At 68.3% G+C, this 16,002-nt stretch carries 11 protein-coding genes; 4 read left to right on the forward strand and 7 right to left on the reverse strand.

Features of this window, described 5'->3' with window-relative positions:
- Positions 1 to 75: 75 nt before the first annotated feature.
- Positions 76 to 2,604 (forward strand): ATP-dependent Clp protease ATP-binding subunit, encoded by a 2,529-nt coding sequence (locus AB0O76_RS22025; protein ID WP_365493724.1) that lies wholly within the window; start codon positions 76 to 78, stop codon positions 2,602 to 2,604.
- Positions 2,605 to 2,731: 127 nt separating this feature from the next.
- On the opposite strand, the gene AB0O76_RS22030 is transcribed toward AB0O76_RS22025, so the two are convergent.
- The 5 genes from AB0O76_RS22030 to AB0O76_RS22050 all read right to left on the reverse strand — a co-directional run bounded on the left by AB0O76_RS22030 (position 2,732) and on the right by AB0O76_RS22050 (position 8,623).
- On the reverse strand, positions 2,732 to 5,296 hold the full coding sequence (locus AB0O76_RS22030; RefSeq protein WP_365493727.1) for an NACHT domain-containing protein: 2,565 nt from the start codon (positions 5,294 to 5,296) through the stop codon (positions 2,732 to 2,734).
- A 111-nt stretch (positions 5,297 to 5,407) separates the two neighbouring features.
- Positions 5,408 to 5,755, reverse strand: coding sequence for a DoxX family protein (locus AB0O76_RS22035; protein WP_365493730.1), 348 nt, complete (start codon positions 5,753 to 5,755; stop codon positions 5,408 to 5,410).
- 159 nt (positions 5,756 to 5,914) lie between these two features.
- Positions 5,915 to 6,562, reverse strand: a complete 648-nt coding sequence (locus AB0O76_RS22040) for a DUF1016 N-terminal domain-containing protein (protein ID WP_365493733.1) — start codon at positions 6,560 to 6,562, stop codon at positions 5,915 to 5,917.
- 953 nt (positions 6,563 to 7,515) lie between these two features.
- Complete coding sequence (locus AB0O76_RS22045; protein ID WP_365493735.1) at positions 7,516 to 7,725, reverse strand: DUF397 domain-containing protein; 210 nt, start codon at positions 7,723 to 7,725, stop codon at positions 7,516 to 7,518.
- Positions 7,726 to 7,735: 10 nt separating this feature from the next.
- The gene (locus AB0O76_RS22050; RefSeq protein WP_365493738.1) at positions 7,736 to 8,623 is read right to left on the reverse strand and encodes a helix-turn-helix transcriptional regulator; all 888 of its coding nucleotides are present in this window, start codon (positions 8,621 to 8,623) and stop codon (positions 7,736 to 7,738) included.
- Between the two features lie 239 nt (positions 8,624 to 8,862).
- On the opposite strand from AB0O76_RS22050, the gene AB0O76_RS22055 reads away from it, so the two are divergent.
- Positions 8,863 to 9,258: an ATP-binding protein gene (locus tag AB0O76_RS22055; RefSeq protein WP_365493741.1), complete on the forward strand. Its 396-nt coding sequence runs from the start codon at positions 8,863 to 8,865 to the stop codon at positions 9,256 to 9,258.
- Here the strand turns inward: AB0O76_RS22055 and AB0O76_RS22060 are convergent.
- Complete coding sequence (locus AB0O76_RS22060; RefSeq protein WP_365493744.1) at positions 9,248 to 12,319, reverse strand: NACHT domain-containing protein; 3,072 nt, start codon at positions 12,317 to 12,319, stop codon at positions 9,248 to 9,250. The genes AB0O76_RS22055 and AB0O76_RS22060 overlap by 11 nt on opposite strands.
- 476 nt (positions 12,320 to 12,795) lie before the next feature.
- Here AB0O76_RS22060 and AB0O76_RS22065 point away from each other — a divergent pair, with 476 nt between their 5' ends.
- Positions 12,796 to 13,494, forward strand: a complete 699-nt coding sequence (locus AB0O76_RS22065) for a M23 family metallopeptidase (protein WP_365493747.1) — start codon at positions 12,796 to 12,798, stop codon at positions 13,492 to 13,494.
- Positions 13,495 to 13,516: 22 nt separating this feature from the next.
- Here the strand turns inward: AB0O76_RS22065 and AB0O76_RS22070 are convergent, their stop codons facing one another.
- Positions 13,517 to 14,098, reverse strand: coding sequence for a TetR/AcrR family transcriptional regulator (locus tag AB0O76_RS22070; RefSeq protein WP_365493750.1), 582 nt, complete (start codon positions 14,096 to 14,098; stop codon positions 13,517 to 13,519).
- A 177-nt stretch (positions 14,099 to 14,275) separates the two neighbouring features.
- On the opposite strand from AB0O76_RS22070, the gene AB0O76_RS22075 reads away from it, so the two are divergent.
- Entirely contained in the window at positions 14,276 to 15,919 is a 1,644-nt protein-coding gene (locus tag AB0O76_RS22075) for an MDR family MFS transporter (protein WP_365493753.1), read from the forward strand.
- Positions 15,920 to 16,002: the final 83 nt, after the last annotated feature.

The following is a 16,002-nucleotide window of genomic DNA, read 5'->3' on the forward strand; positions in this document are numbered from 1 at the left end:
TGCGGGACTAAGCTGCGGAAGGACAGGGAGGGGATCGTCCCCAATCTTTCTGACCGCTCTGAGGAGCGATTAACGATGTTCGAGAGGTTCACCGACCGCGCGCGGCGGGTTGTCGTCCTGGCTCAGGAAGAAGCCCGGATGCTCAACCACAACTACATCGGCACCGAGCACATCCTCCTGGGCTTGATCCACGAGGGCGAGGGTGTCGCCGCTAAGGCCCTGGAGAGCCTCGGGATTTCGCTCGAGGCGGTCCGCCAGCAGGTGGAGGAGATCATCGGTCAGGGCCAGCAGGCCCCGTCCGGGCACATCCCCTTCACCCCTCGTGCCAAGAAGGTCCTGGAGCTTTCGCTCCGCGAGGCCCTTCAGCTGGGCCACAACTACATCGGCACGGAGCACATCCTGCTCGGCCTGATCCGCGAGGGCGAGGGCGTCGCCGCCCAGGTCCTGGTCAAGCTGGGTGCCGATCTCAACCGGGTGCGGCAGCAGGTCATCCAGCTGCTCTCCGGATACCAGGGCAAGGAGACCGCCACCGCGGGCGGTCCTGCCGAGGGCACGCCCTCCACGTCCCTGGTGCTCGACCAGTTCGGCCGGAATCTCACCCAGGCCGCTCGTGAGTCCAAGCTCGACCCGGTCATCGGGCGCGAGAAGGAGATCGAGCGGGTCATGCAGGTGCTGTCCCGCCGTACGAAGAACAACCCCGTGCTCATCGGCGAGCCCGGCGTCGGCAAGACCGCCGTCGTCGAGGGCCTGGCGCAGGCCATCGTCAAGGGCGAGGTGCCCGAGACCCTCAAGGACAAGCACCTCTACACCCTGGACCTCGGCGCGCTGGTCGCCGGTTCGCGCTACCGCGGTGACTTCGAGGAGCGCCTGAAGAAGGTCCTCAAGGAGATCCGCACCCGCGGCGACATCATCCTGTTCATCGACGAGCTCCACACCCTGGTGGGTGCGGGCGCCGCCGAGGGCGCGATCGACGCCGCCTCGATCCTCAAGCCCATGCTGGCCCGAGGCGAGCTGCAGACCATCGGTGCCACGACGCTGGACGAGTACCGCAAGCACCTGGAGAAGGACGCGGCCCTCGAGCGCCGCTTCCAGCCCATCCAGGTCGCGGAGCCGTCCCTGCCGCACACCATCGAGATTCTCAAGGGTCTGCGCGACCGTTACGAGGCCCACCACAGGGTCTCCATCACGGACGAGGCGCTGGTCCAGGCCGCCACCCTGGCCGACCGGTACATCTCGGACCGCTTCCTGCCGGACAAGGCCATCGACCTGATCGACGAGGCCGGCTCCCGGATGCGCATCCGCCGGATGACCGCGCCGCCGGACCTCCGCGAGTTCGACGAGAAGATCGCGGGCGTCCGCCGCGACAAGGAGTCGGCCATCGACTCCCAGGACTTCGAGAAGGCGGCCTCTCTCCGCGACAAGGAGAAGCAGCTGCTCGCGGCGAAGGCCAAGCGCGAGAAGGAATGGAAGGCCGGCGACATGGACGTCGTCGCCGAGGTCGACGGCGAGCTCATCGCCGAGGTCCTCGCCACGGCGACGGGCATTCCGGTCTTCAAGCTCACCGAGGAGGAGTCCTCGCGGCTGCTCCGCATGGAGGACGAGCTCCACAAGCGGGTCATCGGTCAGAAGGACGCCATCAAGGCGCTTTCGCAGGCGATTCGGCGCACGCGCGCCGGTCTGAAGGACCCGAAGCGCCCCGGTGGTTCGTTCATCTTCGCCGGCCCGTCCGGTGTCGGTAAGACGGAGCTTTCCAAGACGCTCGCCGAATTCCTCTTCGGTGACGAGGACGCCCTGATCTCGCTCGACATGTCGGAGTTCAGCGAGAAGCACACGGTCTCGCGTCTCTTCGGTTCGCCGCCCGGATATGTCGGTTACGAAGAGGGCGGTCAGCTGACGGAGAAGGTCCGCCGCAAGCCGTTCTCGGTCGTCCTCTTCGACGAGGTCGAGAAGGCCCACCCGGATATCTTCAACTCGCTCCTGCAGATCCTGGAAGACGGTCGCCTGACCGACTCCCAGGGCCGGGTCGTGGACTTCAAGAACACGGTCATCATCATGACGACCAACCTCGGCACGCGTGACATCTCCAAGGGCTTCAACCTGGGATTCGCCGCGGCGGGTGACGTCAAGACGAACTACGAGCGCATGAAGACCAAGGTCAACGACGAGCTGAAGCAGCACTTCCGCCCGGAGTTCCTGAACCGTGTCGACGACACGGTGGTCTTCCACCAGCTCACCGAGGAAGACATCATCCAGATCGTCGACCTCATGATCGCCAAGGTGGACGAGCGCCTGAAGGACCGCGACATGGGCATCGAGCTCAGCTCGACCGCCAAGTCGCTCCTCGCGAAGAAGGGTTACGACCCGGTCCTGGGCGCCCGGCCGCTGCGCCGGACGATCCAGCGCGAGATCGAGGACATCCTGTCGGAGAAGATCCTCTTCGGCGAGCTGCGCCCCGGCCACATCGTGGTCGTCGACACGGAGGGCGAGGGCGAGACCGCCAAGTTCACCTTCCGCGGCGAGGAGAAGACGGCGCTGCCGGATGTTCCGCCGATCGAGTCCGCCGCGGGTGGCGGCGCCGGGCCTAACCTGAGCAAGGAGGCGTAGGCCTCCGGCCCGCCTTGAGCAGTGCAGGGGCTGCCCCGGATCGTGAGAAACGGTCCGGGGCAGCCCCTTTCTGGGTTTGATCCGGCTGCGGGTGCTTTGTGGTTGCTCGCGCAGTTCCCCGCGCCCCTTACGACGTGATCGTCACGCCCTCCGGTACGTTCCGTACCCGCGGCAGCCGGGGGTTGACCCGCAGCACGCTCAGGTTCGGGAAGCGGGACAGCCAGGACATGTCCGGGTCGGCCAGCTCCGCGGTGATCCACAGATGGGTGAGCTGTTCGTGCTCGAGGCCGTCCAGGAGTTCCTCGGTGCGCATGACGCCGACCACCTGGATCCAGGGCCGCCCGCCAAGATGCCGCAGCGCCGCGAGCTCGGCGGTGTCGGAGACGGGGAAGTACAGGCCGACCGGATCCAGATGGGCGATGATCTCGCGCGCGTACCGCTCCGTGTCGAAGTGCCGCCAGGGGCGGACAAGCTCCGCGCGGATGGAGAGCGCCGAGCGGTGGCGCAGGCGGGCGAGGTAGTCGATGGCGGCGTCGTCCTGGACGCGGGTCGCTGTGATGGCGAGCAGCAGCGCCTGCTGGTCGCTCGGCACCTGCGCGGGGTCCGGCAGCTGCTCCAGGACGATGGGGCCGACCCAGCCGAGGCTGCGGGCGGCCAGTTCGTTCGTGGGGCGTACGAGGTTCTTGGTGCGGTCGTGGACGAGTTGCTGCACCGCGGGGTCGAGCTCGGTGACGTGCTCGAGGCAGGCCGCGGCCATCAGACGCCGGTGATTCACGTGCGGGCGGCGGAGGTTGGGGGCGGCGGCCAGGAGCCGCTCCAGGAAGTCGGCGCACTCCTCGGGCCGTGCGTGAGCGGCGGACATACGGATGACCTCCTCCCACTCGGAGCGGTGCGCGTGCTCCACGAGCGTACGGAACTGCCCGCGGGCCACGATCTCCTTGGCGGCCAGATAGTCCTGGAAGGTGCGGTGGATGAAGTCCACGGAGAGGCCCGCCTGTTCGCGGAGCAGCCCCGTGCGGTGCAGCAGATGCCGGAAGATCTTTTCGCCGTCGCCCGCCACGCGGGCGGAGGGGATGGCGGGCAGGGCCGCGTCCAGGATGCCGACCACACGTTGGCGCGGCAGCTCCGAGACGCCTTCCTCCACCATGGCGTGGGCGAGCTTGCGCAGGAGCAGCTCACGTGGCCCCTGCTGGAGCCGCACATCATCGGCGTACAGAACATCCCGCTCGGGATCTCGGCGCTGGAGCAGCATCTCCAGGGCCGCGTCGTACAGCTCCTTGCGGCCATTGGGGAGCGAGCCCGAGCGGTCGCGGTTGAGGGCGCAGATAAGGCCGCACATCAGGGGGTTGGTGGCGAGCTGCCGCAGTTCGCGGTAAATGCGTACGGAGTGCAGAAGCCGCTGCTCGTACTCCCTCAGCTCGTCGCGGTCCCGCTGCTCCTTGCACGCCTCGTCGCTCAGCGCGGCCGCGTGCCAGTCGTGGATGAACCGGGTGACCTGGTCGCGTGACATGGGCGCGAGCGACAGCTCCCGGAAGCCTTCCTCGGCGAGGCGCTCCTGGGCCAGCCATCCGTCCTCGACGGCGGAGGGACGCGAGGTGACGAGGCACCCGTTGCCGGAGAAGATGCGCAGGAGACGGCGGAGCTGGCCGCGCAGTTCGCCGCGGGTCTCCTCCGGGGCCTCGTCGATGCCGTCGACCAGGAGCATGGCGCGACCGGCGAGGAGCGTACGCACGACCCAGCCCTCCGGGGCGCGGTCGGCCAGCGGGTGGCGGATGGCGTGCAGGAAGTCGTCCGGGGCGGGGAAGCCTTCGCGGGCGAAGCGGCGTACGGGAAGCACGAACGGCACCCGGGTGCCCTCGCGGGCCGCGGCCACCGCGAGCCACTGCACGAGGGTCGTCTTGCCGGACCCGGCGTCACCGCGCAGCAGCACACGCTCGTGCCCCTCCAGGGCCCGGTCGGCGAGCAGCACGGTCCGCGGCTCGCCCGGCACTCCGCTGCCGCTGCTCTCCTCGGCCTCCAGGCTGAGGTAGGTGTCCTCCAGGGGCCAGCGGTCCGGCGCGTTGGCGAGGTCCACGCCGACGATGGTGAGCCAGCCGTGTTGCCGTACGACTTCCTCGGCGTACAGGGCCTCGAAGTCCCGGTCCTCCTGGGAGCGTTCGGGCTGCCGGGCGGCGGCTTCCGCGTCGTTCAGGTCGACGAGTTGGCGTATGCGGCTGGAGCGGCCGGGCATCTGCTGCTGGATGTGCGGGGAGCGGCGTACGAGGTGATGGAGCAGATGCAGGCAGACGGCGACGAGCAGCTCGTCGTGAAACCAGGCGGCGTCGGGGGTCAGGGCCCGGTCCGCGCCCTGCACGGCCCCCCGGAGCCGCCGGGCGTAGTCCTGCGGGCCGAGCCGCACGGCGTCGACGTCGGTGAGGTCGAGCTCGCCGACGGCCAGCAGGGTCCTGGCCAACACATCGGCGATGCCGGTGAGTTCACCGCCGGGCGCGGTGTGTGCCTCGGCGGCGAGCTGGACGAACTCGGCGGCCGTGCGGTGGACGTCGTCCGGGGTCGCCGGCGCGTCGGGCCCTCGCCAGGTGGCGAGGGCGGCGATCAACTCGGGGGCGGTGGGCTGCTGTTGAGGTGTGGTGCGGATGAGCCGTTGAACGAGCGGAGCGGCGAGCGTCGTGGGAATGCGGACAACGGGCTCCATGGACATTGGGGGTCCCTGCGGGTGGGTTGTCTTGGAGCGTCAAGGTTAGGTGAACTCCGCGTGGTTGTCGGGGTGGTGGGAGGGATCTGGGCTTGGGGGTGGGCTTGTCGCTCAGGCGGCGAGCCCCAGCGCGAGGGCGCCGATCACTGGTGCCACGTACACCAGGGGGAAGGGGATGTGGGTGTACCAGCGGGCGCGGACGACGGTGATGACGGCGCCGCCGAAGTACAGAACCAGTCCGATGCCGGCGGCGAAGCCGATGACGGGCACGAAGAGCCCGACCAGCAGTCCCAGGGTCCCCGCGGCCTTGGCCGCACCGAGCCAGGGCAGCCACGTCATGGGGACGCCGTAGTCGGCCATGGGCTCCACGACCCACTTGGACCGGAGAAAGACGGAGGTGGCGGAGAAGCCGGTCATGAGGGCGGCGAGGATCGTGACGATGACGTGGGCGGTGGACATTGGGGGCTCCTTGTCGGGCGGTGGCCGGGCGGGGTGCGCCGGCGGGTGGTGCTGCTCAGGTGGTGCTGCTCAGGTGGTGCTCGGGTGCTTCACCGCTATGACGGAGGGGGCGAGGGGAATGTGACCGGCGGGGAGAGAAAGAACCACCGCTGGTTGGGCTCACATGCCGTCGATGCCGTCGATGGCTTCCTGGACGACACGGGACAAGTCCTGTTCGGTGGGGATCAGTTCGCGTTCCAGAGCGTCGGAGCCGTCGGAGCCGTCGGGGACGGTGGCCGCGAAGTTGTTGGCGGCGGCGCGCTGCGTGAGGTGCAGCCGCTGGTGGATGAAGCGGTCCAGGAGGGCGCGGGACCAGCCGTTGCGGACGGCTTCGGTGGTGTAGAAGTCCAGCTCGGGGCGGGTGTCGAGCTTGCTCATCAGGACGGTGATGTGGCCCCAGGGCAATCGTCCAACAGGCTGTTGGACAATTGGCTCCGGCCAGGTGCGAGCCATCTTGTGCATGTACATCAGGTTGCTTCGGGAGAAGCCGCGCCGGTTCGGGAAAGTCGTCTTCAGATCCGCCGCGAGCCGGGACACGACCTTGGTCCCCCAGCCTTCCTGTTCCTGGCGGGCGAGGATCAGCTTGCCGATCTGCCAGTGCATCTGGACGAGTTCGGTGTTTACGGCGCGCTGGGCGCGGAGGCGGGCGCCCGCGACAGTCTCCTTGATGTCACTCAGGAGGCCTCCGTACCAGGACGGCAGGGCGTTCTGCTGGGCGGGGATGGTGGCCTTGGCCTCGGTGTTCTTAGCCTCGGTGTTCTTGGTCATGGGGCCGAGACTTGCGTACGGGGCCTTTACAGGCGGGGAGTTGGTGTCACGTCATCCGAACGTGTGGTGGGGCGACGAGGGTTCGCAGGCGCTGGCCCGGGCGGGGTTTTGGTGTCCCGGTGGTTGATTGGCGCCGGGGCCGCCCGGTTGTCCCGAGGTTGGCGGTTCCGGGCCGGGTGTAAAGGGCGCTCCGCTGCGCTGCGCGTCGGCTGCGCCGATTCCGCTTCGCTCCACCCTTGACACCCAACCCTCCACCGCGAGAAGCGAATTGACCGGGCGGCCACGAAAGGGGGCTCTCGGGACAGCGGGGATGGGTCATCCCGCTTCACTGCCGGGTGCGGACTGGTTCGTTTCAGGCGCCGCCGGCTGAAGGGGCGGGAGGGTGCGCGATCGGCTCGGGATTGGGTCCCGGCTTCGTCAAGCGTCTGCCGACCGGATCTCCCAGCCCCGCCAGGAGAGAGGGGGAGATGGAGAGAGAGGGGTGTGGGGGACCTACTTCGGCAAAGTTGCGTTTCGTAGGGTCGCGCGCCCCCCTTGTGTCAGAACACTACTTTTCCAAAGTAGGTCCCCCACCCCCCCTCCCAGCCTGTGATGCGTGACGGTCACCCCGGAAGATCCGGTCGCCGGACGCTTGACGAGACCGGCACCCATCCCCGGACCGGCCGCGCACCCTCCCGCCCCTCCCAGCCGGCGGCGCCTGAAACGAACCAGTCCGTACCCGGCCGTAAAACCGCACGACCCACCGGGAGTCCCCGAGAGGCCCGCTTCCTGGGCCGCCCGATCGGCGTTCACCTGCGGTGGAGGGGTGGGTGTCAAGGGTGGAGCGGAGCGGAATCGGCGCAGCCGACGCGACCGAAGGGAGCGCCCTTGACTCCCGGCCCGGAACCGCCAACCTCGTAACAGCGGGCGGCCCCGGCGCCAATCAAAGCCACAGGCCCGGCAAAGCCCCGCCCTCAGGTGGCTGTCGTGAGGGTGCGTATGAGGGCGGACAGGGCCTTGGGGGTCGTGGTGAGGGTGGTCTCCGGGGTGTCGCTTTCGCGGAGGTGGATTGTCCCCGTGGGCGTGGTGGCGACGTAGACGCAATTGGCGCCCGCCCCGTCGCTGAACGTGGACTTCTGCCAGGTGAGTTCGGTGAGTTCGGCGGGTTCAGGGTGACTGTTCATGCGGCGCTCCCTAGTACGTATAGAGGATGTGGTGGATGAGTCCCCAGGAGTCGCGTCGTTCGTGGCTGCCCGGCAGGCCGTCGGCTGTCACTGCCGGAAGCGAGTTTCTGCTGAGCGAGTCGAAGGTGCTCTTGTAGCGCGCGATGGATTCGTCGTCACCGAGCAGGAGAGGCTCGGCCGGGTGTTCCAGCATGACCGTCTCCAATCCCGGTGCGACTGAGCCGAGGATCAGCAGCGGCGTGCCGAACCAGGCGCGGGCGCCCGCGTCGAAGGGCAGGATCTGGATGGTGGTCCCGGTGCGCTGGGCTGCGCGGACGAGGTGGATGAGCTGCTCCCGCATGATGCCCGCGCTGCCTACGGTGATGCGTAGGGCGGCCTCATGGATGACGGCGTGGACGGTCGTGCGGGAGTCGTCGGCGACGACCTGCTGGCGTGCGCGGCGGTAGCCGACGAGCGTCTCGATCTCCGCAGGCGAGGCGCCTGGTCGTGAGCTGTAGAAGAGGGCTCGCATATAGGCCTCGGTCTGGAGAAGGCCAGGGATGAGCAGGGTCTCGTAGCTTTGAATGCCCGTCGCCCTGGATTCCAACTCGGCCAGGTCCAGGTTGTGTTGGGGGAGGTCCTTGCGGTACTCGGTCCACCATCCCTTGCCGTCGCTCTCCGACATGGCGGCGAGCGTTGCGGCGTAGGGCTCAGATCTGACGTCGTATGCGTACAGGAGTGCGGTAAGGCGGTCGGGTGAGATCGCCGTTCGGGCCGCCTCGACATGGCTGAGGTGCGCGGCGCCCATGCCGATCCGGGCGCTGGCCGCATTGACCGACATCCCCGCGGCTTCACGAAGTTTGCGGAGTTCGGACCCCAGTCGCCTCTGTCGTTCCGTGATGTGGGTGCGCAGCGCCATGCGGGCCTTCCTGATGGTTGGGCCACAGTTTGCCGCTACCGGTCGAGTAGGGTCCAGCAACTTCCGCGATCAGGTTGCTGATCTGAGCACTAAATCGCTACCTTGAGTACGGCGACGCTCACGCAGAGATGTCGGAAGCCTCGCTGTCGACGCAGCGCAGCCATGCCTGACCGCCACTGCGGGCGGGCCCTTGCGCGTGAGTGACCGTCACAGCGGACCCGACGCCTGGGAGGCGTTTGATGGGCGTACCCGAGAGTTCTCAACTTCCGCAGACCTACACCCTGTTCACCCCAGCCAGTGCCACCTCACCCAAGATCTGCCGGGACTTCGTGCGCAACGCGCTGGAGACCCTCGGGCTCGGGGATCTGGCCGAATCTGCCGCGCTCTGTACCTCGGAGCTCGTGACCAATGTCCATCAGCACACCAAAGGTGACGTGCATCTGAGGGCTGCCGTCGCCGCCACCCACGTACGCATCGCCGTATACGACGGGAGCGAACAGCTACCCGCGCCTCGGCGGGCTCCCGCTGAAGACACCGGTGGGCGGGGGTTGTTTCTCGTGACCGCGCTGTCGGACGTGTGCGGGGTGACGCCGACCGGGGGCGGGAAAGGGGTGTGGTTTCAGCTCAATCGGTGACGGGGGTGTATGCGTCCACCTCAATGTGTGCCGGGATGGCGTCAAGTCCCGTTGCCAGCGGGACAGATGCCCTCAGGTGGGTCAAGGCGGGGAGCAGCCTCGGCAGCGCGGTGACGTCGATCGGTTCCTGGTCGGGGAGTATTGGCAGCTGTAGGTGCGTGATGCCTGGGAAGAGGTTTGCGAGGCGGGCTGCCGCTGAATCCCAGTCGCCCCGGACATTCAGCATCAGCTCGGTGACCTTGGGGAGGGTCAGCTCGGGTGGTGCGTCGAGGAGGCTGTCGGACGGCAGGGTCAGTCTGGTGAGGCGTGGGAGGTGGGGGAGGGGTTCCCAGATGTCCGCCGCGGTGCTCGCGTCACGCTTGGTGGTGATCATCACCCATTCCAGCTCTGCCCATCTCTCCATGAGGTGCACATCCCTGAGGTGTAGGTCGCGATCAAGGACCCCGAGGGTGCGCAGAGGCATCTCGGAGGGGAGGTCGGAGAGGGTGTAGGGCTCGGCGATCTCCCAGAGGCGCAGCTCCTCCAGGCCGTCCAGCGCACCGAGCGCCTCGTCGGAGATGCGAGCAGGGGGGACCCCCAGGACCAGGTAGGCAGGAGCAGTGGCCAGGAGCAGGCGGGATGTGGCCTCGGGCGAGACCTCCCCGCGGATGTCCAGGTGCTTCGGGCGCAGCCCAAGCCGTTCCAGCTCCGCGACCTGCTCGTCGCTGCGGAGCGTGAAGTGCGTCGCACCGTCGTTGAGTTGGCTGATGACCTGCTCCGCGTAGGGGCGGCATTCGAAGCGGCTCCACCCCCACATGAGCTGGCTGCGTACGGCCATGGAGGGGTGCCGTGCGAAACGGGCGAGGAAGGGGATCGCTGCGTCCGAGCGGATGTGCGTCGCGGTGATCGCCACGCGCTTTGCCTCCTCGTCGCTCAGGCCCTCCGGGCCCGGCAGCAGGTCGAGCACCACGGCCCCGACCGAGCCCAGCTCGCGGGCCTCCCGGTTGCCGCGCGGCGGGATGAGCGCCGTCATACGTCCTTCCACCTCCCCGCGCACCTCGGGAGCGAGCTCCGCGGCATGCTCCAGGCAGGCCGCCGCCAGGAGATGAACCCGCTTCCGGGCCCGGTCGTCCGGGTCCGCGTCCCCACGACCGATCAAGTCCCGGAAGATTTCCGTCCGTTCACGCGGCCGTGCCTGCGCGACCGCCATGCGGATGACGTCTTCCCACTGGTCGTCCGCCGCGTGCCCCACCAAAACCCCGAAGTCACCCTCGTCCACCGCCGCCCGCGCACCCAGGAAGTCCTGGAACGTGCGGTGGATGAAGTCGACCGTGCCGGGGCCCGGCTCGCGGAGGAGGCCGCTGCGGTGGAGGAAATGGGCGTACACCGTCTCCGCGTCGCCCAGCGCGGCCACCTCGGGGACCGACGGCAGTGCGTCGGCGATGATCGACTCCGCTCGTGAACGGTCCATCACCGTACGGCCGTTGCGGATCAGCCAGTAGGCGAGTCGTTGGAGTAGCTGGAGCTGCGGTTCCTCCCTCAGCTCCGGTACGGCCATGTGGCGTTCGCGGTCCCTGCGGATCAGGAGCATGGAGAGGGCCGCCGAGTAGAGGTCCTTGCGGCCCAGGGGGAGAAAGCCCCGCCGGTCCCTGTGCAGGGCGCAGATCAGGCCGCACATCAGGGGGTTGGTCGCGAGGAGGCCGAGGTCCGGCTTCGAGCGGACCGCCGCCAGGAGTTGTTCCTCGTACGAGACGAGCGCCTCGTCCTCCTCCGGCGCACCCGTGCGTGCCGCCTCGTGCCAGCGGTGGATGAACGCCGCCACATCCGAGTGCCTCATCGCCGAGAGTGTCAGCTCCGTGAAGTCCTGCTCCGCCAGCCAGTCCTCACGTACCGCCGAAGGGCGCGACGTCACCAGCCACCGGTTGCCGGGGTACGCGTCGATCAGGTCGCCGAGCCACTCCCGCGTCCGCGCGCGCTCCGACTCCGGGATCTCGTCGATGCCGTCCACCAGGACCAGCGCACGGCCCGCCGTCAGTACGCGGGACTCCCAGCCGGCGGGCTGTGTGCCGGCCAGGGGGGAGGCCGCCGCCGTCAGGAAGTTGGCGGGGGCGGGGAGGCGCTCGCCGTGGCTGGTGAGGGTGCGTAGGGGGAGTACGTAGGGGATGCGGTCGCCGTCCAGGTCGTGGCGTGCGGCGCTCACGGCCAGCCACTGGACGAGTGTCGTCTTGCCGGAACCCGCCTCACCGCGCAGCAGGACACGGTCGTGGGCGGTGAGGGCCTGGTCCGCCGGGATCGAGGGCGCGCTGTCGACCACCTCCACCTCGTCCGCGTAGTACTCCGTTCCCTCCAGGTAGCGCATCGTGGTCACGCGCGCGGGGGCCGTCGCCTCCAGCGACATATACGCCGCGTCCAGCGGCCACTTCCCCGGTGAGTTGGAGAGGTCGATCCCGAAGATCGTCAGCTTGCTGTGCCTCTTCGCCACGTACGCGAGATAGCGCTGCTCGAAGGCCACGTCCTGCGCGCCGGGGAGCGGGTTCCGGGCGATCAGCTCGTCCGTCTTCGCGATCAGCTCGCCCTGGCGGCGGCTCTGCGCCACCAGTGTCGCGGCCACGAACGTGGAGCGTTGCGTGAAGAAGTGCAGGATGTGCAGGCAGGTGGCGTCGAGCAGCCGTTCGTAGAAGTACGTCGCGTCCGCCGAGAGCTCGCGCTCCGGGCGGTCGGCGGTCCGCCGCAGCCGGGCGGCGAGCTCCTCATGCCCCAGCTCGACCGCCTCCACGTCGCTCAGGGACAGATCGCCCAGCGCGTGCAAAGTGCGGGCCAGCGCGTCAGCCACCGCCTGCTGTTCATCGGCGGCTATCGGCCTCTCGCCGGTGCGTAACGCCTGCTGGACCAGTGCTGCGGCGAGCTTGCGCAGGTCCCGCTCCGTCAGCGTGCGCTTCTCGCCCTTGAACGACACCAGGCCGGAGAGCCGTACGGGCCTGTCCACAAGGCCCGCGCCCGGCCCCTCTCGTACGAAGAGTTTCTTGATCAGAGGGGTTACGGCCGCCGACGCGAGGCGGGTGCCGATGGCCACGGGATCCATGCGCGTGAGCGTAGTGCCGGTCACATTCCGGGGGATGTGGATCTCGGTCCCCGGTGACATGACGCACAGGCGTTATGTCCGGTACTAGGCGGAATAGTGGTGACGTACGTGGGTGTGGTCGGGACCTTCGGTCCGCAACCTCCGGGGCCTTCGGCGCGTCGGGGTGTGGAGCCTTCGATGTGGGCGGGCGTGGGCGTGAGGGCCTCTGTCGTGTGGGGTTAAAACCACCTTCGGTGGCTAATTCCGGCAAGTAGGTGAAGGGGGAATTGTCGGATTTAGGGGGTGTCAAGGGGAGGAAAGGGCTGCCCTGAGCTACGGCTTTCGGTAGTAGATGGGGGGTTTGGGCGTAGGTGGGGGTGCGGGTTACCAAGGGATGGCCAACCCGGCGGGGCGCAGAGCTGCGTGTGCCGGGTCCCTTTATGCCCGGCCCGCCGACGCGAGCCGAACCACGCTCCCCATCCCGGAGGTAATCCAGCATGTCGAAGCGCGCCAAGACCCACCGTTCCGGCCTGTCCCTGCTCCGTACGCGGACGGCCGTCGTCACCGTCGCAGCCCTCGGGCTCGGAGCATCGGCAGTCCTCGGATCCGGTGTCGCGGCCGCCGCCGACAGCGCCGGTGCCCTGCCCGGCATCTCCAGCAACTCGATCGCCGCACAGGCCGCCGCTCAGGCCAAGGCCGCCGAGCAGGCCAAGCAGGCCGCGGCGAAGAAGGCCGAGCAGGCCAAGCAGGCCAAGCAGGCCGCGGCGAAGAAGGCCTCCTCCTGGCAGGACCCGGTCGACAAGTACACGCTCTCCGCGTCCTTCGGTCTCGGCGGCAGCATGTGGTCCTCCAAGCACTCCGGCCAGGACTTCGCGGTGCCGATCGGCACCTCGGTCGAGGCCGTGCACGGCGGCACCGTCGTCAAGGCCGGCGGCAACGGCGCCGGTGACGGCCCCGCGTACGGCAACGCCGTCGTGATCAAGCACAGCAACGGCACCTTCTCGCAGTACGCGCACCTGTCCAAGATCGACGTGCGCGTCGGCCAGGCCGTCGCCACCGGGCAGCGCATTGCCGCCTCCGGCAACACCGGCAACTCCAGCGGCCCGCACCTGCACTTCGAGATCCGTACGACCCCGAACTACGGCACCGCGATCGACCCCGTCGCGTTCCTGCGGTCCAACGGCGTCACCGTCTGACCCCGATAAACCCAAGTAGAACTCAGGCGCCGTCGTGCGCCCGCGTCACCAGATCGATGGCGACCTCGAGGATGGCCTTGCGCTTCTCCTCGGGGTCGCCTTCGACGTCCTTGAGTACGAACATGCCGCCGTGCATCGTGAACAGCGCGCTGAAGCAGCGCACTTGGGCGGTCATCGGGGCGCCCGGTTCCTTGAGGATGTCGAGCAGGCTGAACATGCGGTCCTTGAAGGTCTCACCCGTCTTCAGGTCCCGCATCGTCGCCTGGTTCTCCTGCATGAAGCGGAAGAGCGGCGCCGCGCCGGTGAGGATCTCGCTGTATCGGGTCAGGATCTCCCGCTTGATCTCCAGGGTGCGCGGCTGGTCCTTGCCCCACTCCACCAGCTCGTCGATGGGCCGGGTCAGATCCTCGAAGATGCTGGTGAGGATGTCTTCCTTGGTCTTGAAGTGGTAGTAGAGCGCCGCCTTCGTGACGTCCAGGCGCTCGGAGATCTCGCGCAGTGACGTCTTCTCGTACCCCTGCTCGGCGAAGAGTTCGAGGGCCACGTCCTGGATGCGCTGGCGGGTGTTCCCGCGGCGCTGCTGCTTGCCCGTGCCCGTGACCATCTCGGTACTCCTCGGCTCCCTCGGTTCGAATCCTCGGACTCGAATGGGCTCGAATGGACTCGAATTTACTTACTTGACGCCCGGCTAGTTGGGGGTCTAGTTTCCCTCAGTGTAGTCAGCTTGCCGGGCGGCAAGTAAGTAGCGGTTCGCAGTCGGGGAATCCGGGGAGTGGGGATCATGGCGGGAACGAAGAAGCCGATCGAGGGCTCGCAAGAGCCACAGCCACAGCCACAGCCACAGCAGCGCAGTGTGCGCGTCGTCATGCTGGCGCTGATGGTCACGATGCTGCTCGCGATGCTCGACAACATGATCGTCGGCACCGCGATGCCGACCATCGTGGGCGAGCTCGGCGGCCTTGAGCATCTGTCGTGGGTCGTCACCGCGTACACCCTCGCCACCGCCGCCTCCACCCCGATCTGGGGCAAGCTCGGCGACATGTACGGGCGCAAGGGCGCCTTCATGACGTCCATAGTCATCTTCCTGGTCGGCTCCGCGACCAGCGGCATGGCCCAGGACATGGGCCAGCTCATCGGCTTCCGCGCCCTTCAGGGACTCGGCGCGGGCGGTCTGATGGTCGGCGTCATGGCGATCATCGGTGACCTCGTTCCGCCGCGAGAGCGCGGCAAGTACCAGGGCATGATGGCCGGCGTGATGGCGCTCGCCATGATCGGCGGACCGCTGGTCGGCGGCACCATCACCGACCACTGGGGCTGGCGCTGGTCCTTCTACATCAACCTGCCGCTGGGCGTCGTGGCCCTGCTCGCGGTGAGCGCGGTGCTGCATCTGCCGAAGAAGCGGTCCAAGGTACGGATCGACTACCTCGGCGCGGCGCTGCTGACCGTCGGCATCACCTCCATCGTCCTCGTCACCACCTGGGGCGGCACGGAGTACGCCTGGGACTCCGCCGTGATCATGGAGCTCATCGGGATCGGCGTCGCCTCGCTCATCGGCTTCCTCTTCGTCCAGACGAAGGCGGCCGAGCCGGTCATGCCGCTGCACATCTTCAAGAGCCGCAACTTCTCGCTGATGTCCGTCATCGGCTTCATCACCGGCTTCGTGATGTTCGGAGCGGTGCTCTTCCTGCCGCTCTACCAGCAGTCCGTGCAGGGGGCCTCGGCCACCAACTCCGGGCTCCTGCTGCTTCCGATGCTCGGCGCGATGCTGGTCGTCTCGCTGGTCGCGGGGCGGGTGACCACCAACACCGGGCGGTACAAGGTCTTCCCGATCGTCGGCGGTGCGCTGCTTGTCGTGGGCCTGTTCCTGCTCTCGCAGATGGACACGGAGACCTCGCGGCTGACCTCCGGGCTCTACATGGCCGTACTCGGTGCGGGCATGGGCTGCCTGATGCAGATCACCATGCTGGTCGCGCAGAACAGCGTCGAGATGAAGGACATGGGCGTCGGGTCCTCATCGACCACCCTCTTCCGTACGCTCGGCTCCTCGTTCGGCGTCGCGATCATGGGCGCGCTGTTCAACAACCGGGTGAACGACGTCATGACGGAGCGGGCCGGATCTCTGGGCGGCAACGTCACGGAGAAGTCGGCGCAGTTGGACGCGGCGAGTCTGGCGAAGCTGCCGGATGCGGTGCGGGACGCGTATCAGCACGCGGTGTCTTCCGGTACGCACTCGGCGTTCCTGCTGGGCTCGGCGATCGGGGTCGTCGCGCTGGTCGCGGCGCTCTTCGTCAAGGAGGTTCCCCTGCGGGGGGCTGGACCGAAGGACTCCGGGCCGGGGGATTCCGGGCCCGGCGAGGCGGTCGAGGGTGCGGCTGGGGACGCCGCGGGGGCTGCGCCGCGGTCGACGGTTGCAGAGGCCGTCTGACCTGCGGTCCGCCTGCCCCCGGCTGAGGCTGACCCCCGGTGCCTTGTGGCACCGGGGGCCAGTCTTTCTTGGCCGTGCCCTTG

It is taken from the genome of Streptomyces sp. NPDC086554, assembly GCF_040686095.1.
GTDB lineage: Bacteria > Actinomycetota > Actinomycetes > Streptomycetales > Streptomycetaceae > Streptomyces.